The organism is Psychrobacter nivimaris (genome assembly GCF_904846365.1).
Classification (GTDB): domain Bacteria; phylum Pseudomonadota; class Gammaproteobacteria; order Pseudomonadales; family Moraxellaceae; genus Psychrobacter; species Psychrobacter nivimaris_B.
This window is the reverse complement of the sequence record NZ_CAJHAL010000003.1, coordinates 25710-47989: the sequence shown is the minus strand read 5'-3', so window position 1 is coordinate 47989 and position 22280 is coordinate 25710. Positions and strand designations below refer to the sequence as shown.

Sequence of the window (22280 nt, the reverse complement as noted above, 5' to 3'; positions counted from 1 at the left end):
TCAATGGTTATGACCAATATGATTATTGTCATCAGATAGCTGTCCCGAAATATCACAGACCAAGGCATCGCTATGTGAGATATTCTGCGGATGAGACGAGCTTTCAACCTGAATAGTAGCATGGTGAATACCAAGCTCTAGCAGTCTTTGCTCGAGACTGGCAATCAGAATATTTGATTCATGGATACTCATTTCACCATCGACCACCACGTGACAAGAGAGTGCATTGAGACCGCTAGTAATACTCCAAACATGTAAGTCATGTACTTTTTGTACTTGTGAGTCTTCGAGTAATTTTTGCTCTACATCGACGAGCGATATATTGGCAGGCGTTCCTTCCATCAATATATGCACAGAATCACGTACAACGCGGTAGCCACTGATTAAAATAAGCACGGCAACGATTACTGATGCCACTGCGTCTGCCCATACCCAACCAAAACCCATCATAAGTAATGCAGCGATAATCGCAGCTACTGACCCTAATAAGTCACTCAGTACGTGCAAATAGGCGCTTTGCATATTAAGGTTGACGGTTTCTGCATTATTCGGTTTCTGCTCTGCGACCTTGGCATCATCCGTACCATGACTATGACTATGATTATGGCCGTGTGACTCGCCACCTTGACTACCTCGGTGCATTAGCCAAGCGACCAGAATATTGATTAACATACCGATAGTCGCCACGATAAGCATGCCTTGGGTTGCAATTTCTGGCGGTGAGTTAAAGCGTTTAATCGCTTCATAAAAAATCATCAAAGCAATTATGACAAGTGTCGCGCCATTTACCGTAGCAACTAATATCTCAAAACGCTTGTAGCCAAAGGTTTTCTGGTGAGTGGCCGCTTTTTCGCCAATTTTAAATGCGACCAAAGTGGCACCAAGCGCTATCGCATCGCTTAACATATGCCCTGCATCAGATAGCAAGGCCAAACTACCGGTGAGCCAACCACCAATGGCTTCGATAAACATATAACCAGTAATGATAATAAAGCTGAACAGCAAGGTACGCTGATAGCCCTTGGTGTCTCGTGCTGTGGTGGTTTGCTCTAGATGCTCATCATGATCGTGATGGCCTTGGGTTTCCTGAGTGTAGTTATTTTCTTCATCTTCGCGAATGTACTTAGGCACATCCGTATTATCATGCTGTTGGCTATGATTGTGCTCGTCAGAGTTTGGATTATTTGGATTCATAATAATACTCAGATTCGCTGATAGTTGCGTTCGATAGATGATACTTACTGATATGACGTTTACTAATAAGTGATGCTTGCTATGGGTAAAATAGGCATAGAGCCTCTATCGCATACCATTTGATAGTTATAAATTTAACATAGCCAAGCATGAGAAGCTGTAACGACGAAGTAAACATGATGAGAGGAGGAGCAGAAAGATATGCACCCATTTGTTGAGAGCTGCGTGAGAACTACCAACCGACAGGATCAATATCCAAAGTGAGCTTAAGGTATTTAGCGCTTGGTAGGGCAAGCACTGGCTGCCACCACTGTCCCAACACATGGTGCAATTGACGACGGTCTTTAGCCAATAGCAAAAGCTGTGCATGGTAGCGACTGTTCTTCTTACTCATGGGCGCATCAATAGGACCGAGAACAGCGAGGTTATGAGCATTCGGCAAATGCGCAATAGCATCCTTGAGTGCTTGAGTAGTGGCTGCTAATGTTTTGCCTTCACAGCGTATTAAGGCAGCATGTCGATGAGGAGGCAAGCCCATCATTTGACGCTCTTGCAATAACTCGCGCGCGAATGACAAGTAGCCGTCTTTGACCAGTTTTAATAGTAATTCGTTATCAGGTTGCAATGTTTGAATCAATACGCGGCCAGCTTTGTCACCTCGACCAGCACGGCCAGCTACCTGAATCATGAGCTGTGCAGTATGCTCTGGTGAGCGAAAGTCTGCTGATAAAAATCCGCGATCAGCATTGGGTAAGCAAACCAGCGTGACATTGGGGAAGTGATGACCTTTGGCAACCATCTGTGTACCGACCAATATGGCAGGGTTGCCTTTATTAATTTGCTCATAAATGTTTTCCCAGCTGTCTTTACGTCTTGTGGTATCACGGTCTATTTGAATAATTGGATAGAGCTCTTTGCTGGTTTGGGGATTAGCAAAGATTGCGTGTAGATTTTCGCTGAGCCTTGTCGTTCCCATGCCTTTGGCATCCAAATTTTGACTACCACAATCAGGGCATACGGTAGGGATATAGGCTTGCCAGTCGCAATGATGGCATTTCAAATAAGAGTTGTTTGAATAACTGTTTCGCTGGGATTGGCTATTATAGTGAACGGTCAGATGAGCGTCACAGCGCGGACAATCAGCTTGCCAGCCACAAGCCTCACACAATAGAACAGGCGCATAGCCACGACGATTCAAAAATATTAATACCTGATCACCGGCTTCTAGCGTTTGCCGTATCGCCCCGATCATGGCATCCGTCAGCCCTGTATCATAGCGCGCACCGTCATCTTGAGCCTGTTGATGGGTACTTTGCAAGCGAGCATCAATCAGCTGCATGGTTGCAGGCTTGGCATTACCTGGACGAGTAAGCAGTTGGTATTCTACTAGTTTGCCATCATCGACCAGTTTTAAATGCTCAAGGGAAGGTGTGGCAGTACCAAGTATCACTGGGATTTTGTACTGCAAACCTCGATAGAGAGCAACATCAGCGGCATGATAACGCAATGTGTCTTGCTGCTTGTACGAGCCATCATGCGCTTCGTCAACGACAATCAGGCCTAAGTCTGCGAAAGGATATAGCACAGCCGAACGTGTACCGATCACGATTTGTGCATGACCCGTGCGGCAGTCTTGCCAACCTTGCAAGCGATGAGTATTGGTCATGCCAGAGTGTAATAGCACAATGTGGGCTGCGAACCGACTGGCAAATCTTGCCCGCGTTTGCGGTGTTAGTCCAATCTCTGGTACCAAAATCAACACCTGTTTGCCAGCCTCTAGTACAGCTTGCATCGCTTGCAGATAGACTTCGGTTTTACCACTCCCAGTAATACCGTTGAGCAGAAAACCAGTATAAGTATCAGATTCGTGTGCAGCAATAATAGCGTCGACAGCAAGTTTCTGCTCATCATTGAGATCAAGTGGCATTTTTGCCAGTTTAACTGGAGTAGGCGCTTGTTTTGGCTGAATATAGCGCTCGACTAACCCTTTATCTTCTAGCGTCTTTAAAAAGGCTCGTTGCATCCCTTCTAGTAGCAATACATCTTCACTTGCGCCATGCTGACCATGTAGCTTTAGCATGTCGAACTGCTGCTTTTGTTTTTTAGCATTGGCTCGAAAATCATTATCAGTGATATGAGGCAAAATGCGCCAATGGGTAATCAGCAAGTCTAATGGTTTGCCTTGACGGACAAGGCTTGGCAGGATAACTGCTAACACGTCGCCAAGCGGATAGTGGTAATAGCGGGCTAACCAATAGGCAAGCTTGAGCATGTCCGAGTCCAAAATCGGCTCAGCATCTAGACATTTATTAATGGGTTTAATTTTATTAACAGGTACGCTGCTATCGTCTTGTGAAATATGAGCAATCACAATACCAATCAGAGTCTGACGACCAAATGAAACCTCAACACGGCTGCCGATTTGCGGTATCGCACTGTTTGGCAAAGCAAGCATATCAGCTGGTAATCTATAGTCAAACACCCGATAAAGGGGAACGGGCAGAGCAACTTGTACCAACATAAACGGCTTCGCAGTCTTATTAGGTGAATATGAGATCAGAATAATAGAACGGAGACCAATAAGCTTAGCATGATGCTAAGCTTATTGTGATATGACTTATAGGCTGTTACTAAAACTAGCACCTAATATTAAACATCAAATATCGTCTTATTCGACATAAAGAATAGACTCAATTTCTACCACGCCACCTTTAGGTAGAGCAGCTACTTGAACGGCAGCACGGGCAGGGTATGGCTCGCTTAGATTGGCGACAAACACTTCGTTCAAGACAGCAAAATCACTCAAGTCAGTCAAAGATACGTTGAATTTGACCACGTCATTTAGACTGCCACCAGCTGCTTCACAGATAGCTTTGATGTTTTCAAATACTTGCTCAGCCTGTGCTTTAAAACCTTCTCTTAGTTCCATCGTGTCAGGATCAAAACCAAGCTGACCTGAGATATAAACAGTATTGCCGACTTTTACAGCTTGAGAATAGGTGCCAACTGCTGCAGGTGCTTTATCAGTTTGGATGGTTTGACGAGTCATGGGGTGTCCCTTTTATATTTTATGTGAGTGATTCATTGCTACTAGAATAGCAGTTCTATTTTAGCTATTTGCATCACGACTATAGCAGTGATGCAAATGTGCTTATTATAATTGATATAACCGTATAATGTTAGGGAAACCTAGCAGCGAGCGTAGTTCACGAATGCCCTGTGCTAAGTGGTTGCGACTACGTACTACAATATGAATGATGGTATCCGTATTGCGAACATCAACGGTTTCAACACCCATATTGAGCTGGCGTAAGTGATAGATAACTTTACTGATTTGCTCGTCACTAAGCGCAATAGAGAGCTTTAAATAAGCAGGAAAACGAATCTTGCCACTGTTTTTTAGATCGTGCTCACCGATGTCACCTTGTTTGACTGCATTGTCATTGCGCCAACGTAACTGGATCACTTGATAAGGATTGTCTTTTCGGATATCGTCCAGTGAGAAGCACTTATGACGATGAACGACCAAACCATGACGCGATAAATGCCCTACGATAGGGTCGCCATATATCGGATGACAGCAATTAGCAAAATCAAGCTCGACACCAGCAGCATTTGCAATCAGCTGTTGCGGTTGGGTCATGTCATCGCTATGTACTTTTGCCTGTAGATCGCTCAGCTCATCGCTAAATAAACGTGTCACGACTAGCTGAGGAAGTAGCGTACCTGAGCTTATTTGTTCAAATAACGCATCTTTTTCAGTTAGGCCGCGCCATTCAGTCAGGTCTTTCCAATCAGCATCTGTCAAGTCATCAAAACTTTTCTGATGCGTTCGGAGTGCACGATCTAAGGCTTGCCTGCCATGGTGTTGTTTGTCAGCGACAGACAGATCTTTAAACCAACGTAAAATCTCTTCACGGGCTTTGTTAGTCACTACAAATCCTAACCACTCCGCTTTTGGTTCTGAGTGGCTATTCACTTCTATCTCAACGGACTGTCCATTTTTTACCACGGTGCCGAGCTTTGCAGCTTTACCATCGATATTTGCACCAACGGCAACGTTACCAATCATAGGCCCGACCGCGTAGGCAAAATCTAGCGCCGTTGCACCCTGTGGAAGCTCGTAAGCACGCCCTTGAGGGCTATAACAAATGATTTTACTAGAGTGCAGATAATCCATCAGCTCATTAATAGTAGAGACTGCTGCTGAAAAATCAGGACTGTTTTCATTCAGGTTGTCTTCATCGACCAAATCTTTCATGTTGCGCAATGACGCTTGGATAACCGACTGACTGACATCAGATGCGTGCTCTGCGCCGATGACCCCAAGTCTTGCAGCGCTCTGCATTTGCTTAGTCAATATAGTAACTTTTACCACGTCATTATCACGCTCATAGATGAGGGTGAGGGATTGGTTACCACCTGGCAGCGGACGACGAATATTATCCGCAATATGGGTATCATCAATCTGATATTTTTTGATTAGATAATAGGCTAGCTTGTCGCAGGCTTCGATATTGTCGAGGACGATTTCAAACGCATAGTGACGTAGTAGCGCATTAATCTCACCGCGATTGCGAAAAAACTGACGATATATGACCACGCGATTGTCTAAGACTTTGACCAGACCATTGAGATCCAAGTTGTTTAGCACGATACTCAAATAACGATGAATCGACTCTCTTTGAAAGTTTCGTCCAAGCCCATGTTGTAACAGTTTATCAGACAGCTTGTTGTACATATCAGAGTCTAAATTGCGATAACACAATACTTCGATATAGTCAGCAATATCATTCAGACCCATTAATCGTGCAAATGGCACATAAAAATCCAAGGTTTCTTGAGCTGTGGTGCGTTGCTTCTCAGGACGTACCGCGTCTAGCGTAGACATATTATGTAGACGGTCAGCAAGCTTGATAATGAGTACACGCGGATCAGCGAGGGTAGCGGTCAGAATTTTATGAAAGGTGGCCGCTTTATTCTGCTGCTTGTTATGTGAAGAGGACTTTAGCTTGGTCACACCATCGACCAATCTTGATACAGTTTCACCATAACGCTGCTTGATTTGCTCATCACTAACTTCGGTGTCTTCGACCGTATCATGCAGGATTGCTGCAATGATGGTATCTCGATCTAAGCGAAAGCCCGCTAGTATCTCAGCGACAGCGATTGGATGCGTGATATAAGGTTCCCCTGATTTGCGCTTGTCTTTAATGTGCGCAATATCTCCGAACTCACAAGCATCAACAATATCACGGCGCTCAGCAGCAGTGAGATAACCTACCGAACGTAGTAAATTATATTGAGCATCATCGACGAGGTGATGACTGAGTTTGGGTAGGGTTTGACTCATAAAATAATGATCCTATTTTCCATGACCTACTTGTTGGGCCACTTACCGAAGCAAATGGAGGCTAAATAATGACCTACCATACAAAACTTAAGGATGAGTACGCCATTCTCTAATTAATCGCAAATCGCTTTCAATGTCAACTGATAAGCGTGTGGGCGATGAAAAAATTTCACTCAGTGGTCTATTTTGGAGATAAATGGTGACCAAAATAGCCAATACATTATTATTACAACCAAAAAACCACAGCCTATGCTGTGGTCTCTATAGTTGATCAAGATGTGTATTTATTTTATAAAAACACGATTGGCTTTATAAAATACATCTTATCAAAACAGCCTACTAGAAGCTGTGGTCGCCTGACAATGCTAAATCTAATGAACTAGTAGCAAAATTATGCTCTGGCTGATTTAGGATATCGCGTGTGATTTTGCCAGCGGCAATTTCACGTAGTGCCAATACTGTAGGCTTGTCGTTATCAACGTCAACCAACGGTTCGGCAATACCTTTGGCCAATTGACGGGCGCGTTTGCTTGCGACCAAAATTAGCTCAAAGCGATTATCAACATTATCCAAACAATCTTCAATCGTCACTCGTGCCATAAATAGCTACCTCGGTTGTTTTTATTAGTAACGGACCTTGCCCGCCACTCAATAAAAATAATATCAAAAATATAAAGGGGGATAGCTAAATATTATAGCATTTTTTGCCAAGTCGCGTAGTTGCTTTTTATATCTACTTACGAGATTAGCTGCTTGTACGTAGTTTACTCTTCTACTTGAGTGTTTAGCAAGTTGCTAATCGTGCGATGATAGCGCTGCTGCTGACGACCAAGTGTCTGCCTGTCGGCCACGATGATGGCTTTTAGCTCAGCTAAGGCTACATCAAAATTATCATTGATCACTACATAGTCAGCATTCACATATTGTGCCATTTCGGTGACTGCGCCAGCTAGACGGCGCTCTATCACTTCTACAGAATCCTGCGCGCGGGTTGAGAGACGTTGACGTAATGTCGCAATGCTAGGTGGTAGAATAAAAACCATAATGGCATCGGGAAAGATATTTCTGATTTGCGTCGCGCCTTGCCAGTCAATCTCCAAAATAACGTCAATACCCGCTGCTAGCTGGGTACGGACACTTTCCTCTGACGTGCCATAATAGTTACCAAATACTTCAGCATGCTCTAGAAATAGACCCGCATTGATACCATTGGTAAAACTATCGGTATCTGTGAAATGATAGTGCTGACCATCAATCTCACCTGGACGTGGTGCGCGAGTGGTATGAGAGACGCTGACAGTCAAGTCATTGGTGGTTGCAAGCAACTGCTTAACCAGTGAGGTCTTGCCAGTACCTGAAGCGGCAGTAACGATGAATAATGAACCTGTCATACAATTTATCCTAATAGAAGGTGTCTTAGTAACTCGTAAAATGTATTGTAATAAATGCGTGTTGATAAAAAGTTAAGCAGTACCTCAGTCAAAAACAAAGACTGGAAAAAATAAAAAACGCCATCATGTATGGCGATAGAAATTATAATAGATGCATTATTATAAACTGCTTTTATACAAGTTAAAGCTGGTTTTGCAATATGTCGTAAGTATGCTGAGATTTGCCTATAAAATATTGCTATGAGTAGACAGCTATTTTAGAGAGCGATAAAAGCAAATTATGCTAAAGTAGAGCATTGATTTCGCCCTAACTTTTGAATAAAAAATTCAAAAATACGTTTTAACTATAAATTATCCAATGATAGGCCTTTTTATGCAAATTTATCTTGCCAATCCCCGTGGGTTTTGTGCTGGTGTGGACCGTGCAATTGCGATTGTTAATGAAGCATTGACACGTTTCGAGCCGCCTATTTATGTCCGTCATGAAGTTGTGCATAATAAGTTTGTGGTGTCAGACTTGGCCAATCGTGGTGCGGTATTCGTTGAAGAGCTTCACGAAGTGCCAGATGGCTCTATCGTTATTTTCTCCGCTCATGGGGTCTCCAAAGCAGTCGAAGATGAGGCTGAGCTCCGAGATTTGACGGTGTTTGATGCAACATGCCCGTTGGTAACTAAAGTACATATCGAAGTGGCAAAGTTTGCGCAAGATGGGATGGATGCAGTGTTAATAGGACATGCAGGACACCCAGAAGTCGAGGGTACTATGGGGCGTTTCAACCGTCGCCATGGTGGGCAGATTCATCTGGTCGAAGATGAAGGTGATGTGGCCGCGTTGACTGTCCAAGATGCCGAACGCTTGGCATTTGTGACTCAGACAACTTTATCGATGGATGATACTGCGCGCGTTATCGATGCACTGCGTGAAAAATTCCCTAGTATCCAAGGCCCTCGCAAAGACGACATTTGCTATGCTACTCAAAACCGCCAAGATGCGGTAAAAGATTTGGCCAGTCGCTGTGAAGTAGTCTTGGTAGTTGGTTCACCAAACTCATCAAACTCTAATCGCTTGCGAGAGCTGGCTGAGCGTATGAATTGCCGTGCGTATTTAATTGATAATGCCAGTGAGATGGACAAGCGTTGGTTAGATGGTGTGCAGAGTATAGGCGTGACCGCTGGTGCATCTGCGCCCGAAGTATTAATCCAAGAAGTATTGCAACAGTTGCAAGACTGGGGTGGTGATCTGCCTAGTGAGCTATCTGGTATTGAAGAAAATGTGACGTTTAGTCTGCCAAAAGCCTTGCGGATTCCTGTCACTCAGGTTGGTAAGTAACTAATATTCGTGTTTGTATTTATATTTGTATGAACTATTATTTATATGGATAAGGTCGCATGAAAGAACCAAAAGCCAGATTTTTATTGGCAGAGGCCACGCTCGCTGAAGTCAACAAGCAACTAAAACTCAATATGCTAGTGATGGCAGCAGTGGTTTTCGTATTGTTTATGAATATCATGAAGTTTATGGCAGAAAAAAGCTTTTTCTACGCGATGCTTGCAGTAGTTATGATCTGTTTATTATTTTTCATACAAAAGGCTCGCCGTATTCTCACGCTAAGAAAACAAGAGCTTATTCATAAATAGAAAGTACAAGCCTAAATAAAAAATACAGATGAAAGTACCAAATATAGGATAGCTATGACTGCTTATTACAAATTTATCAAACGAAAATTACAAGAAGACGGTGTCAGTGTGGCGCATTATCAGCCAACCAAGCATGCGCAAGGTGCTTGGAATGAGCATGAGCAGCACATGGCACCAGCAACGGGCCTACTGACAGCTGAGATCAACAGCTTTGCGCCACAACCCAATACTCGTATCGCACGTGTGAGCCTTGATATCTTGGGGCTAATACCGCTTGACGATTTTACTATCACTACTCGCTGTATCCGACCGGGTAAGACTATTGAACTGGTCGAAGCGGTCATGAGTAGCCGTGGCCGCGATGCTATCATTGCAAGAGCATGGCGACTGATTACTCAAGATACCAGCGAGATTGCCGGACTTGAAGATCAACCAGCAGAATATAACCCTGAAGAGTTGCCAGTTTGGGAAGGTATGAAGGGCTGGCCGGGTGGCTTTATCGAAAGTGTACGTCTAGTAGCAACAGAAGACCGTCGTGCTGGTCGCGGTATGGTATGGATTACCAATGATCTCGACATGATTGAAGGCGAGGCTACTGATGATTTGGTGCATCTATTAGGTATGGTCGATACTGCCAATGGTGTTGTACCAAGATTGGGTCTTGGTTTATCTAAGTTAGAATGGATGTTTCCCAATACGGATTTGCAAATCCATATGCATCGCTCGCCAAAAGGTCGCTGGCTCGGTATCGAGGCTGTACAACAATATGGCGATGATGGTATCGGATTGACCAGTGCGGTACTGCACGATGTATACGGCCCTTTTGGTCGTAGTGAGCAAATCCTTACTATTCGTCCGATGCCACGCTAAAAGGCTAAGAGTCAGCCAGCTTATAGTTTTGTAAAATGAAATGATACGTTGTAATCAATTAATTATACAAATAATAGAGAAATAGTTTTAATAGTAGCTAACAAGACAATATTACTAAAAAGATAATATTACTAACAAGCCGATGTTAATCGACATAGAGGTTACTATGAAAACCCATACTCAATTTTCAAAAAAGCTGACGACTCTCTGGGATATATTGATAGAAGCATATTCAGAGTAGTTGCTGTTGTTTGCACTTTGATTGCTATATCAGAAAATGACTGAGCAAATAAATAACTGATACCAGAACACCGCCTTGGTAAACAAGCGCGGTGTTTTTTATTGAATAAAGCTTTTGAGCTTGAATTTTTTCTCAATGCCCATATTAGTATAGACAGTTTAACGGTATTGCATACGGTAAGTTCTCTAACATTATGAGAACGGCTTTAGTGAGTATATCGTTATCTGATAATAGGTCTTTCATAGAATTTAAAGGAGTTTTTATGAGTGAAGCAACTCAAGCTGAAGGTCTGAATCCAGAATTAAAAAAACATACGTTTGAAGCGGAAGTGGCGCAGTTACTGCATTTGGTAACGCATTCACTATATTCTAACGCTGATATTTTTGTCCGCGAATTGGTATCTAATGCGTCGGATGCTTGTGATAAGTTGCGCTTTGAAGGCACAAATGATGATAGCCTTTATGAAGATGATGGCGAATTAAAAATCCGTATCGCCGTCGATGAAGCTGCCAAAACTATTACCTTTACTGACAATGGTATTGGTATGAACGAAGCCGATGCAATCGAAAACTTAGGTACGATTGCTAAGTCAGGCACCAAAGCATTTTTGGATAAACTGTCTGAATCACAAAAGCAAGACGGTCAATTGATTGGTCAGTTCGGTGTTGGTTTCTACTCTGGTTTTATCGTCGCTGATACCATCAGTGTTGAATCACGTAAAGCGGGTGAGCCTGCTGATAAAGGCGTGCGCTGGGTATCAGATGGTACTGGTAGTTTTACTGTTGAACCTATTACCAAAGACACGCGCGGTACGGCGATTACTTTGCATCTAAAAGAAGAATATAGCGAGGGCGAAGATAACTACTTAGATCGCAGCAAAATCAAGCGCTTGGTTAATAAGTACTCTGACCATATCAGCTTGCCGATTCAGATGCGTAAAGAGATCTGGCAAGAAGATGTAAAAGAAGACGAGAACGACGACACGCCTGCTAGTGGCGAGATGGTACTCACTGATGAGTGGGAAACAATCAACAAAGCCAGTGCACTGTGGACTCGCTCAAGCTCTGAAATTGAAGATGATGAGTATGTTGATTTTTATAAGAATATCTCTTATGACATGGATGCGCCGCTTACTTGGACGCACAACCGTGTAGAGGGTCGCGTACAGTATACGCAGCTACTATATATCCCTAAAAAAGCGCCAGTCGATCTATACACTCGTGAGCAGCAGCATGGTCTAAAGCTTTATGTGAAGCGCGTCTTTATCATGGACGAAGCTGAACAATTGCTGCCGATGTATTTGCGTTTTGTGAAAGGTGTGATTGATTCAGCAGACTTGCCATTGAACGTGAGCCGTGAGCTACTACAAGAGTCACGTGATGTAAAATCTATTCGTGATGGTAACGCTCGCCGTATTTTGACCTTACTCGCAAGCCTTGCGAATAGCGAAGACAGTGACAAGCAAGAGAAATTTGCCCAATTCTATGCAGAGTTCGGTGATGTCATCAAAGAAGGTCTAGGCGAAGACGCAGGCAATCAAGAACGTATTGCTAAGCTATTACGTTATGCCACCAGCACGCAAGACGGTCTAGTGACGAGCTTTGAAGACTATAAAGGCCGTATGAAAGATGGCCAAAAAGCCATCTATTACCTCACCGCTGATAACCTAGCAGCTGCGAAAAACAGCCCGCAACTTGAGCTATTCAAGAAAAAAGGCATCGAAGTTATCTTGATGACCAGTCGTGTTGATGAATGGGCAATGAACTTCTTGACCTCATTCGATGAGACACCGCTGCAAAACATCGCGAAAGGCGCAGTAGATTTAGGCGACTTGCAAGATGAAGCAGAAAAAGCAGAAGCAGAGAAAGCACAAGAAACGCTAAAGCCAGTAGTTGATAAGCTAAAAGCTGCGTTGGGCGAGCGTGCTAAAGACGTCAAAGTGTCTACTCGTTTGGTTGATAGTCCAGCTTGCTTGGTTGTAGGTGAAGGTGAGTTATCGCCACAAATGATTCAGATGCTACAGCAAATGGGTCAGGACGTACCAGCAAGTAAGCCAACGCTAGAAGTAAACCCTGACCATCCACTCATCAAAAAGCTTGAGAGCAGTGAGCAGTTTGATGATCTGGCACAAGTGATCTTTGATCAAGCATTATTGGCAGATGGCGGTCAGCTAGACGATCCAGCCGCTTACCTAAAGCGCGTCAATGAGCTATTGATGAGATAATGTTTAGTAATTAGTAAAAAAGGAGGCTTTGTATAATAGGCCTCCTTTTTTATTTAAATTTTTAGCCAAATTTGAGTGAATTTTACAAATCAGCCTTATCCTCTTAACCGACAATCCGTTACAATCGCGATAGATTAGCGAGCTAAAATATTAGGCAGTGCTAGTCATCTTCTATAATCACTCCATCGTGAATTCAATATAAATCGATGTCTGCATGCTGTACAAAAAATCGTCAATTGATTGCACCGCGCGGCTGTTACATTAAGATAATTATCATTGAGTCATTTTATTTTTCTCGACTGGCTAGAGGTCTAAGTCTTTGTCACTTACGTCGTTAAAAACCGTCTCGCTTCAGCGTTTTTCGCTCAATTTCGCTGCCAATATTATTGCAACCTTGTGGATGCTAGTGGGCTCAACACGGGCTTTTTCTTGGGTTAAACCCACTTTTGTACAGTTTGCCGTATTTGCGCTATTGGCGCTTGGTAGCAATGTCTTATTTTCATGGTTAGCTGCTGAAAGTGGCAGCATATTTAATGAGCAAGGATTGGTCAGTTATTTGATCTGGCCGATGATTATTTTGCTTGGTGGTATCATTTTGGCTCGGCGAGCCAGCAACCAAGCATTGGTATTTGTACCAGTAGTACTGTGGTTGGTCGCTGATACATTGTCAGCCCTATTGCAGAGCTTGGTGCAGTTTTTTGGTAGCTATGGTTGGTTGCCAAATTGGAGTTATTCGTTCTTACCAGTACTGTTTTTAGTATTGTTCTTATGGCAGACGTTAGCTCTATTGTGGATTTTCTCCCGTCGTCTGCGTATACCATGGTGGGAGCGAATCATTGTATTGGTTGGCGCGGTAGCGTTGCTGACCATCTGGCAGCGTAATGTCGCAGATCAGCCAATCTTTAAGCAAATACCTGTAGAGCCTGTATTAGAAGAGGCGGCACTGTATCAGCAGCCACGTCTATTACAGCAAGCATTGGATAGTATAGACCCAAGTATCGATGGCAAAACAGACTGGTACTTTATGGGGGTTGCAGGATTTTCTGATCAAAACGTCTTTCGCTCTGAGATTAATAAAGTGCGTGAGCTGTTTGACGTGCGCTTTGGTACTAGTGGCCATTCATTATCGCTGATTAATAATACTTATAGCTGGCTAGATGAACCAATCGCTACTAAGACCAGTATTTTGCGCGGCCTAAAGAAAATCGGTCAGCAGATGAACGCTGATGAAGATGTATTGTTTCTAACGTTGTCTTCACATGGTAATCAGGATATCGTCCAGTTGGCAAATCCGCCGCTTGCGATGGATAATTTAGATGCTACATGGTTGCGTGACGCGTTAGACGCATCTGGTATCCGCTGGCGTGTGATCGTGGTGTCTGCCTGCTACTCAGGTTCGTTTATTGACGAATTGGCATCGCCAACCACGGTAGTGATTACTGCGTCAGCCGCTGACAAAGCATCGTTTGGCTGCACTAATACAGCTGAGATGACCTATTTTGGCCAAGCGTTTTTTGCTGAAAGCCTTCGAGGAAACACCAGTTTTGAGTCGGCTTTTAAAGATGCCAGTATACGGGTCAATGAGCGTGAGAGCGCCATGGGCTTCGAGCCATCAGAGCCGCAAATGGTCATTGGTAGTTTAATGGAGACAGCATTGCCTGCGTTTGAGCAAGTATTGTTTGATAAGGCACGCCCATCCGTTGCTAGTATTACAAATAATGCTACTTCTACAACGGTTAATACTCTACCTGAAAGCGCTACTAATCTGTCGGTAGACGAAGGAGAGATAGCTGCTGAATAGCTGAATAGCTGAATAAATACGAAGTATGATCTAGCATTTTATAAATGCCAATATCAGATTTACTATTAGATGATGAGTATTTATTAAACATCGTCATTGGTTCTATTTTGAATAAAAGGATATCACTCATGCAAAATTCCTATAGTCATAGTTTATCTACCAATAAACAGCTTACCCAAAAAAGTGTGAATCGTTGCTTTAACGGTGAGCAGCATTATTATAGTCACGAGTCGACATCTACCAAAACCTCTATGACGTTTAGTATTTATTTACCTGACGAAGCCTTGGCTGGACGACGTTGTCCTGCGATATTGTATTTATCAGGTTTGACATGTAATGCTGATAATGTCACTCATAAAGCGCATTTTCAGCAAAAATGCAGCGAGCTTGGTATGATACTTATCGCACCTGATACCTCACCTAGAAGTAGTGACGACAGCGATGTACCAAACGACGATCGCTATTTTGTCGGTCAAGGTGCAGGTTATTATGTTGACGCGACCCAAGCGCCTTGGTCAGACAACTTCAACATGCAAAGCTACATCGTCGATGAGCTATATGACTTACTACGTTCAGAGTTTCCCATTCACAGCATCGGTGTCACAGGACACTCAATGGGTGGTCATGGTGCGTTATTGCTAGGGTTTAAGTTCCCAAGCAAGTTTGTCAGCGTATCGGCTTTATCGCCAGTATGTGCGGCGAGTGAGTCTGCATGGGGGCAAGCTGCCTATACAGAGTACTTCGGTGATGATAAGTCTCTATGGGCGCAAGCCGATGCCTCACAAATGATTGAAAAGGTTGGCCAGCAATATTCGAGCATTTTGGTTGATCAAGGCGCAGCTGATAATTTCTTAGCAGAAGGTCAGCTACAGACCTCTAAACTACAAGATGCTTGTGCAAAAGCCAAACAGCCCTTAACATTACGCTACCAAGCGGGGCATGACCACAGCTATTATTTTATTCAGACGGTGATTAATGATCATATCGAACATCATTGGCATATGGCTCAAATGAGCTAAGATGCCCTGCAGATGACCGTGATACATTTTTCGCTATTCCATTCATGCTTAACAGGTAATTTTTATGGCAAGTTATCAAGATTTGACAGCTTCTAATCCAAAGAATAAGTCAGCAGATACGAGCTCTACAAAAGCGACTATGCAAGCTGATATGGATGCTGCTCTACAAAACAAACAACGTAGCAATGATTATAATGATGAAGTGTCTCAAGCTAAGTCAGACGAGCTGATTGTAAAAACCGTCAATGACGCTGGTGATAGAGTACTTGATGACGTGCAAATATCTCGTGTGATAGAGATGGCATGGGAAGATAGAACGACATTCGGTGCCATAGAGCATAGCTACGGTCTCGATGAGACTGGGGTTATCAAGCTCATGCGCCAAGAGCTAAAGCCGTCATCTTTTCGCTTATGGCGTCAGAGAGTAAGCAATCGTGCTACCAAACATGAGGCAAAGCGCTCTTTCGAAGTTGGCCGCGCTTATTGCAAAACTCAATATAAGCAGCGCTAAACCATTAAGTATTTAGCATCAATATATAAAAGGCTCTCAGCATATGTGAGCCAATTATAATTTCCTTTTTAATTTATTAATATCTTATATAAACATGAATTAGGTAGCTCAATTATGAACAGTCCTGCTAAACCTTATCTTATTGCACCGTCGATACTCTCAGCTGATTTCGCGCGGTTGGGCGAAGAAGTGGAGAAGGTACTAGAGTCTGGTGCCGATGTGATTCATTTTGATGTAATGGACAACCATTACGTACCCAATTTGACGTTTGGTAGCATGATTTGTAAGGCACTGCGTGACTATGGTGTTGAAGCGCCAATTGATGTGCATCTTATGGTTTCACCTGTCGATAGTATGATTGAGCAGTTCTTGGAAGCGGGTGCTAGTATCATTACTTTCCATCCTGAAGCCAGCGCTCATATCGATCGCTCACTTCAACTGATTAAAGATGGCGGTGCGGAGTGTGGCTTGGTATTAAACCCAGCGACCCCGCTGCATTATCTTGATTATGTCATGGATAAAGTAGATCAGATTTTATTAATGAGTGTGAACCCAGGCTATGGTGGACAGTCGTTTATCGATAGTACTTTAGATAAAGTCCGTCAGGTACGTCAGCGTATTATTACTAGTGGTCGAGATATTCGATTGGAAGTTGATGGCGGTATCAAAGCCAGTAATATACGTGCGATTGCTGAAGCGGGCGCTGATATGTTTGTCGCGGGTTCTGCAATATTCAATCAAGAAGATTATAAAGCGGCTATTGATGAGATGCGTGCAGAGTTGCTATTAGCCAACAACAGCTAGCGAGTGTTGTATGGTTAATAAACGCTATTAGCCATACAACAATAATATTAGAATGTGCTGTATAACTTATGACTATATAGTTAATCCTCTATGAAAGAGCTGCAGCGTTAACTTCGCTTGAAGTATTACAGTTATATCTGCACTCAGTTGCCTTGTATCTCTTTTAAATTGAATCAACTATATATAACGGTCAGTTACGTAAAGGTGAAATATGGACACAAACAATTCTAGCAGTTCAACAGAACCTTCTGAGCAAGTAAACTCTCATGAAACGTTGAATCAGCAGGCCAAGCTAGCACTTGATAGTGAAACACCGCAGCGCAGTTTGGTACCTAGAGGCATTACCATTGGCTTAGCGATGTTTGCACTTGTACTTAGTTTGGCAGGTTATGGCTTTCGCCTGATGGTAGGTGATGATGTCGAAACCGTGCTGCGTCATGCTGCGGTCATTGTGCCTGCATTTATGCTAGGCATTCCGCTGTTTTTTTGGGTAGGCTCTCGCATACTTAATAAAGTCAAAGGCCTAAATATCGAGAGTTGGAATGCGATTAGTTTGGGTTATTTGACCTCTTGTGTATCGATGCTATGGTTGATGGGTACTTATAGTTAAGTTATATCGCTGTAAATATAATGCTTTTTCGCGTCTCTATTATTTATTCGCATCTATATTGTTTATTCACGCCTATACAGTGTCGTAATATTTTATATTTTTTAATCATTAAGCCATGTTCTACAAGCATGACTGGAATTTTATATGAGAATCGTACCAGCCAGTATTGCTAAAATTATCTATCCTAAAGACTTACCAAATGGCTTATTTACCAGCTTAATTATCGCTTGTTTGTTAATGGGATTGGCGTCATTACGTCACGGAACCGACTTACAAGGTTGGCTAAATGTCATTGAAAACTGGCTGCTTATGCTGCTGATATTGCCCACTGCGACGGCCACCGTTGCACTACCATTTAAGTATCGTGATCCTAGCCTTGAGCTAAAGCTGGTTTATTACCTTGGAATGTTTGTGGCCTTCTTATTTACATTAGGAAAGTTGCGTTATTGGCACTAATATATACAAACGACATGGCATTCAAGTTTGCTTTTATAGCGAAGACTTATGTGACAGCCCTTGAATTCGAGTGTTAAAGCGTCCATTGTATGAGTAAGACAGATTTACCCGCGTTACTGTAAGACGATAGATTTGCCGAATGAGTTTATTTTTAAGAAATGACTGCTTTGCAATGACCAGTTTCTCTACCAGTACTAAACGGGATAATAAGGAACACATTAATGCCATACGATATCGATAATGATATAGAAGTAGATAACGAGAATAGCGATCAATTTGCAGGATTTGCCAAAGAAACCACGTTAGAGTTGGTGGAAGCAGATGATGGTAGGTTGTTATTGCGTGATGCTGAACAAGACGAAGCGCCGCTGATGACTATTGATTTTTCTGACAAGCTAAAAGAGCTACTTGGTAGCGATACTCAAGCCATTGGTCAACACATGATTCATGCTGCGATTCAAGTCATTATGCAAAAGCAAATGAGTAAATGGCATGCGCATGTATATGATAAAGAACCAACACACTACAGCTAAGCTTTGGTTGTTTTTGAGCACCAGTTAAAGCAAATACCAGTCAAAGCGAATGACTGGAGACGTAGCTTAGCAATATGAAACTACAGCCATAAAAAAAGGGTTTATCAATTGATAAACCCTTTTTTTGTTCAAATAACGTCTTTATAGAAAGTATTTATAAAAATGCCTTCTACAAATGATGGAAATTATTTGATTTTAGCTTCTTTGAAGATCACATGCTGGCGTACTTTTGGATCAAACTTTTTGATTTCCATTTTGCCAGGCATAGTGCGCTTGTTTTTAGTAGTGGTGTAGTAATATCCAGTACCAGCTGTTGATACTAATTTAATTTTATCTCTCATGATAGCTTTCCTGTAAATGAGGGGTCTTCAAACGATAGGTACGTGTCTCAAAGATTAAGTTGCCACAATTAATGTAGCAAAACAGCAGCCTAAATGATGAGAGTCATCACCCAGCTGCTGTTTTTAACTTAAACTTTTTGACCTTGTGCGCGTAGATCCGCTAACACTTTATCGATACCAAGTTTGTCAATGATGCGCATACCTTTGGTAGACACACGTAGACGTACAAAGCGGTTTTCAGACTCTACCCAAAAACGATGGTTGTGAAGGTTTGGTAGAAAGCGACGACGGGTTTTGTTGTTTGCATGCGAAACATTATTACCCACCATAGGGCGCTTTCCAGTCACTTGGCAAACTCGAGACATGGCGAACTCCTAATCTATGAGGTATGAGCTTTTCTCATACCAGTCTGGGCAAGTTGCACGTTTTTGCGGCATGGACACAGCAAGCGGCAGCTTTGCACCAAACAAAACTATATGAAGGTTGAGCTGGTTTTGCTGCTATCTAAAGGCAAATAACAGGCTGACCAATTCAGAAAATTTTAAAGCCGACATTTATACCATAAAACAGATGAATACTCAAATATTTTTACAATAACTGTCGAATTAAAGGAGGGCTATTATACCCTGAAATGATCGCTCTATGTTGTTGATTGTTTAATAGTAAAGATTAATTTTTAGTTGTAAGTTATAACAAAAGTCAGTAAAGTTGCTGTTATATATTTAATACAATCTGTTAATACACCAGTATTACTGTAAATCAATGTATCATTACCAATCTCTTTTGATTCTGGGTAATGATTTTTTGCTTATTTGCTCAGATAAATTACTGCTCATGCGGAGTCAAAAACATGTCCTATAGTTCATTACCTTTTACTTCTAAGTTGTTTCAATTAACAGCGCTGACTTTAGCACTTACATTGGCTGGCTGTGGCGGCGGTGATGGTGATACTGTAGACTCTATTGCTCCGCCTTTTGACCCAAGTGAGCAACCTAGTACTGGTGGAAGCGGTGAAGATGGAACAGGAATACCAGTAAGTGGTATCAATGTAACACCTATAACCTTAACAGACCCTAATGGTAACGTGACTCGTACTATTACTTCAGCTGGAGCAAGCGCGACAGTCAAAGTAACAGATAGGAGCGGAAATCCAGTAAGTAATGCTTTGGTATCGTTTCAGGCTGACGGTGTTACGTTTGGCACTAGTAATAGCAAAGTTTTGACGAATACAAAAGGTGAGGCCACTATATCCGTCAAGCCTTCTGACAGCACAAATACAGGGAGCTATCAGTTAAGCGCAACTGTTAACTATAATGATTTGACCAAAACTACGGCAGGTTATAATTTTTCTTTACAGTCTATACAAGTGTCATTAACTGAATTTGCATTGTCATCTACCAATTTAGACTCAGGTGGTAATACAAATATTACGCTAAAAACAAAAGATGCGATTAATGACGTCTATCAAAATGATGTCACTGTGAATTTCACTACTAGCTGTGGCAGTTTCGATAGCAATAGTGTAGTTTCAAGCAATCAAGGGGATGTCACGACAACTTATAAAGCGATTGATGATAATGGCAATTTATGTGCAGGCACACAAACCATTACAGCTACGCCTGCGAATAACCCAGCAAACAAACAAACAAAAACTGTCAGTATCGCTGGTGTTGAAGCGAATTCAATGGTTTATACCACCACAGAAAAAGTACAGTTAGGCGCTAGTAATAGTGGTTCATCGAGCTCGGGTCAGATAGAGTTCACTATATATGCGAACGGCAGACCTGCTGCAAACCAACAGGTTAAAATAAGTAAAGTTGACACGCCTCCAGATTTTAGCTTTGTAACATTAGGCAATCAAGCACCTGAGACAGTAACAAGTGACTCGCAAGGTAAGGTGTCAGTTAATTTATATCCTGGCGCATTGCCTGGACCTGTAGAAATTAAAGCGGCTTTAGTATCAAATCCTAGCATATTTGCATTATCAAAAGATGTGTCTGTAGCAACAGGGCGTGCAACTCAAAATGGTGTTAGTATTTCATTGAGTAAAAACGTATTAGCCTATGGTGTAGATGGTGATACTGCTGAGATTACAGCACGATTAGTAGATAGAGTTGGCAACCCTGTACCTGATGGTACGGTAGTGAGTTTTGTCAGTGAAGGTGGCAGAGTAACGCCAAACTGTATAACTAATCAAGGAATATGTACGGTTGAGTTCAGCACTCAAAATCCACGGCCAGTAGATAATCGAGTGTCTGTTATTGCTTATGTAGAGGGTGATAAAGACTATATTGATAAAGATGGTGATAATCAATTTAGCATTGGTGATGTATTGACGCATAATATCGGCGATTTCTTCCGTGATGATAACGAAAATAACAAGTATGATTCTGAAGCTGGTGAATTTGTATATAGAAGAAATGCTACTGGCGCTGTTTGTGCACCTTCTTCTAATAATCAGCCAAATATCCCTACAGTTGAAGTAGATGGCAAGATTCAGAGTACTTGTGATAATAAACTGCCAGCGATCTTACGCCAACAGTTTATATTAGGCTTAGCTTCAGATAGTCCAGTATATGAGGGCTTACCAGGTAGCGTTGCAGCTAATCCAACTAATGATTTAAATACACCTAAACCAGTTAATTTTAGAGTGTATGGTAATAGTGCACGTACAGTAAGTATGGCATCAGGAACAACTATTAGCGTTACAGCTGAAGATAAGACTAATTACTCTCCAGCAGTTCAGTTAGTAGATACTTCAACTAAAGGGCCTAATGATGAAGACATTGTAAGCACTAGAATTGAGATATCTAATGCGGAACCGAATACCGTGGCTGTGGTGAAAGCAGGCTCTTCTATTTTTAACATAAACATCGATTCTAATGGTTCAGGCTCACAATCTAATAGTGGTTTACCAGTAGGGTCATCATTAGTATTATTAAGTAAGAGTACTACTTGTGAAGCAGAACTTACCTTAGGTGCTAAAACTGTACCAAGTATAGTTAATCTAGGAGTCGGTAAGGTAGTTGATAGTGCGGTAAGCTATAAGTTTGAATATAGAGGCTGTCGCCCTAATGATCGAATTAAAGTAACAGTAACGACACCAGCTCCAGCTGCTACTACGACAACGACCACAATACCTGTCATGTAGTAAGCTTGTTAAAGTATTTCAAATAAAAAACCCCCAACCCTACGTTGGGGGTTTTTGCATTGTATTTTCAAACAACCAAATCACTTTAAATAACCAAAAACAACCAACTCGCTCAGCAAAATATTGCAAAAAAGATTAAAATA

Annotated in this window: 20 protein-coding genes; 12 read left to right on the top strand and 8 right to left on the bottom strand. The window is 42.2% G+C overall.

All coding sequences use genetic code 11. The features are described 5' to 3' along the window. From JMX63_RS02190 to gmk, 6 genes are all read right to left on the bottom strand, one after another. Positions 1–1194 (bottom strand): cation diffusion facilitator family transporter, encoded by a 1194-nt coding sequence (locus JMX63_RS02190; RefSeq protein ID WP_201570607.1) that lies wholly within the window; start codon positions 1192–1194, stop codon positions 1–3. A 232-nt stretch (positions 1195–1426) separates the two neighbouring features. After that, a complete protein-coding gene (locus JMX63_RS02185) occupies positions 1427–3715 on the bottom strand; it encodes a primosomal protein N' (protein WP_201570605.1) in 2289 nt (762 codons plus the stop codon). A gap of 147 nt (positions 3716–3862) precedes the next feature. Then, positions 3863–4243, bottom strand: coding sequence for a RidA family protein (locus JMX63_RS02180; protein ID WP_201570603.1), 381 nt, complete (start codon positions 4241–4243; stop codon positions 3863–3865). 105 nt (positions 4244–4348) lie between these two features. Beyond that, positions 4349–6547, bottom strand: a complete 2199-nt coding sequence (locus JMX63_RS02175; RefSeq protein WP_201570595.1) for a RelA/SpoT family protein — start codon at positions 6545–6547, stop codon at positions 4349–4351. A 339-nt stretch (positions 6548–6886) separates the two neighbouring features. Further along, positions 6887–7147 (bottom strand): DNA-directed RNA polymerase subunit omega, encoded by a 261-nt coding sequence (gene rpoZ, locus JMX63_RS02170; RefSeq protein ID WP_057761396.1) that lies wholly within the window; start codon positions 7145–7147, stop codon positions 6887–6889. Positions 7148–7311: 164 nt separating this feature from the next. Beyond that, the gene (gene gmk, locus JMX63_RS02165; protein WP_102091897.1) at positions 7312–7938 is read right to left on the bottom strand and encodes a guanylate kinase; all 627 of its coding nucleotides are present in this window, start codon (positions 7936–7938) and stop codon (positions 7312–7314) included. 373 nt (positions 7939–8311) lie between these two features. Between gmk and ispH the strand changes: the two genes are divergently transcribed. From ispH to JMX63_RS02110, 11 genes are all read left to right on the top strand, one after another. Then, the gene (gene ispH / locus JMX63_RS02160; protein WP_201570593.1) at positions 8312–9268 is read left to right on the top strand and encodes a 4-hydroxy-3-methylbut-2-enyl diphosphate reductase; all 957 of its coding nucleotides are present in this window, start codon (positions 8312–8314) and stop codon (positions 9266–9268) included. Positions 9269–9327: 59 nt separating this feature from the next. Beyond that, complete coding sequence (locus tag JMX63_RS02155; RefSeq protein WP_201570591.1) at positions 9328–9576, top strand: hypothetical protein; 249 nt, start codon at positions 9328–9330, stop codon at positions 9574–9576. A gap of 54 nt (positions 9577–9630) precedes the next feature. Then, on the top strand, positions 9631–10446 hold the full coding sequence (locus JMX63_RS02150) for a thioesterase family protein (protein ID WP_201570589.1): 816 nt from the start codon (positions 9631–9633) through the stop codon (positions 10444–10446). Between the two features lie 503 nt (positions 10447–10949). Continuing rightward, entirely contained in the window at positions 10950–12911 is a 1962-nt protein-coding gene (gene htpG, locus JMX63_RS02145) for a molecular chaperone HtpG (RefSeq protein WP_201570587.1), read from the top strand. Between the two features lie 319 nt (positions 12912–13230). Beyond that, complete coding sequence (locus JMX63_RS02140; protein ID WP_201570585.1) at positions 13231–14712, top strand: C13 family peptidase; 1482 nt, start codon at positions 13231–13233, stop codon at positions 14710–14712. 128 nt (positions 14713–14840) lie between these two features. Continuing rightward, positions 14841–15731, top strand: coding sequence for an S-formylglutathione hydrolase (gene fghA / locus JMX63_RS02135; RefSeq protein WP_201570583.1), 891 nt, complete (start codon positions 14841–14843; stop codon positions 15729–15731). 229 nt (positions 15732–15960) lie between these two features. After that, positions 15961–16242 (top strand): TIGR03643 family protein, encoded by a 282-nt coding sequence (locus JMX63_RS14560; RefSeq protein ID WP_265089081.1) that lies wholly within the window; start codon positions 15961–15963, stop codon positions 16240–16242. A gap of 114 nt (positions 16243–16356) precedes the next feature. Continuing rightward, entirely contained in the window at positions 16357–17046 is a 690-nt protein-coding gene (gene rpe / locus JMX63_RS02125; protein WP_057761380.1) for a ribulose-phosphate 3-epimerase, read from the top strand. Between the two features lie 211 nt (positions 17047–17257). Beyond that, a complete protein-coding gene (locus JMX63_RS02120; protein WP_227673211.1) occupies positions 17258–17656 on the top strand; it encodes a hypothetical protein in 399 nt (132 codons plus the stop codon). Positions 17657–17800: 144 nt separating this feature from the next. Continuing rightward, positions 17801–18112, top strand: a complete 312-nt coding sequence (locus tag JMX63_RS02115) for a hypothetical protein (RefSeq protein ID WP_057761376.1) — start codon at positions 17801–17803, stop codon at positions 18110–18112. A gap of 221 nt (positions 18113–18333) precedes the next feature. After that, positions 18334–18645, top strand: coding sequence for a hypothetical protein (locus tag JMX63_RS02110; protein ID WP_201548793.1), 312 nt, complete (start codon positions 18334–18336; stop codon positions 18643–18645). 185 nt (positions 18646–18830) lie between these two features. Here the strand turns inward: JMX63_RS02110 and rpmG are convergent, their stop codons facing one another. Then, positions 18831–18986 (bottom strand): 50S ribosomal protein L33, encoded by a 156-nt coding sequence (rpmG, locus tag JMX63_RS02105; protein WP_010201403.1) that lies wholly within the window; start codon positions 18984–18986, stop codon positions 18831–18833. Between the two features lie 128 nt (positions 18987–19114). After that, positions 19115–19351, bottom strand: a complete 237-nt coding sequence (gene rpmB, locus JMX63_RS02100; RefSeq protein ID WP_057761372.1) for a 50S ribosomal protein L28 — start codon at positions 19349–19351, stop codon at positions 19115–19117. Positions 19352–19836: 485 nt separating this feature from the next. On the opposite strand from rpmB, the gene JMX63_RS02095 reads away from it, so the two are divergent. Beyond that, positions 19837–22137, top strand: coding sequence for an Ig-like domain-containing protein (locus JMX63_RS02095; RefSeq protein WP_201570581.1), 2301 nt, complete (start codon positions 19837–19839; stop codon positions 22135–22137). The last annotated feature ends 143 nt before the right edge of the window (positions 22138–22280 follow it).

What these genes read in the sequence shown, in the direction of transcription:
- ispH (WP_201570593.1), top strand. Translation starts at nt 8,312, where the DNA reads ATGCAAATTTATCTTGCCAATCCCCGTGGGTTTTGTGCTGGTGTGGAC.
- rpmB (WP_057761372.1), bottom strand. Translation starts at nt 19,351, where the DNA reads ATGTCTCGAGTTTGCCAAGTGACTGGAAAGCGCCCTATGGTGGGTAAT.
- fghA (WP_201570583.1), top strand. Translation starts at nt 14,841, where the DNA reads ATGCAAAATTCCTATAGTCATAGTTTATCTACCAATAAACAGCTTACC.
- rpmG (WP_010201403.1), bottom strand. Translation starts at nt 18,986, where the DNA reads ATGAGAGATAAAATTAAATTAGTATCAACAGCTGGTACTGGATATTAC.
- JMX63_RS02110 (WP_201548793.1), top strand. Translation starts at nt 18,334, where the DNA reads ATGCCATACGATATCGATAATGATATAGAAGTAGATAACGAGAATAGC.
- JMX63_RS02185 (WP_201570605.1), bottom strand. Translation starts at nt 3,715, where the DNA reads ATGTTGGTACAAGTTGCTCTGCCCGTTCCCCTTTATCGGGTGTTTGAC.
- JMX63_RS02120 (WP_227673211.1), top strand. Translation starts at nt 17,258, where the DNA reads ATGGACACAAACAATTCTAGCAGTTCAACAGAACCTTCTGAGCAAGTA.
- JMX63_RS02190 (WP_201570607.1), bottom strand. Translation starts at nt 1,194, where the DNA reads ATGAATCCAAATAATCCAAACTCTGACGAGCACAATCATAGCCAACAG.
- JMX63_RS02095 (WP_201570581.1), top strand. Translation starts at nt 19,837, where the DNA reads ATGTCCTATAGTTCATTACCTTTTACTTCTAAGTTGTTTCAATTAACA.
- JMX63_RS02115 (WP_057761376.1), top strand. Translation starts at nt 17,801, where the DNA reads ATGAGAATCGTACCAGCCAGTATTGCTAAAATTATCTATCCTAAAGAC.
- JMX63_RS02175 (WP_201570595.1), bottom strand. Translation starts at nt 6,547, where the DNA reads ATGAGTCAAACCCTACCCAAACTCAGTCATCACCTCGTCGATGATGCT.
- gmk (WP_102091897.1), bottom strand. Translation starts at nt 7,938, where the DNA reads ATGACAGGTTCATTATTCATCGTTACTGCCGCTTCAGGTACTGGCAAG.
- htpG (WP_201570587.1), top strand. Translation starts at nt 10,950, where the DNA reads ATGAGTGAAGCAACTCAAGCTGAAGGTCTGAATCCAGAATTAAAAAAA.
- JMX63_RS02180 (WP_201570603.1), bottom strand. Translation starts at nt 4,243, where the DNA reads ATGACTCGTCAAACCATCCAAACTGATAAAGCACCTGCAGCAGTTGGC.
- JMX63_RS02150 (WP_201570589.1), top strand. Translation starts at nt 9,631, where the DNA reads ATGACTGCTTATTACAAATTTATCAAACGAAAATTACAAGAAGACGGT.
- rpoZ (WP_057761396.1), bottom strand. Translation starts at nt 7,147, where the DNA reads ATGGCACGAGTGACGATTGAAGATTGTTTGGATAATGTTGATAATCGC.
- JMX63_RS02155 (WP_201570591.1), top strand. Translation starts at nt 9,328, where the DNA reads ATGAAAGAACCAAAAGCCAGATTTTTATTGGCAGAGGCCACGCTCGCT.
- rpe (WP_057761380.1), top strand. Translation starts at nt 16,357, where the DNA reads ATGAACAGTCCTGCTAAACCTTATCTTATTGCACCGTCGATACTCTCA.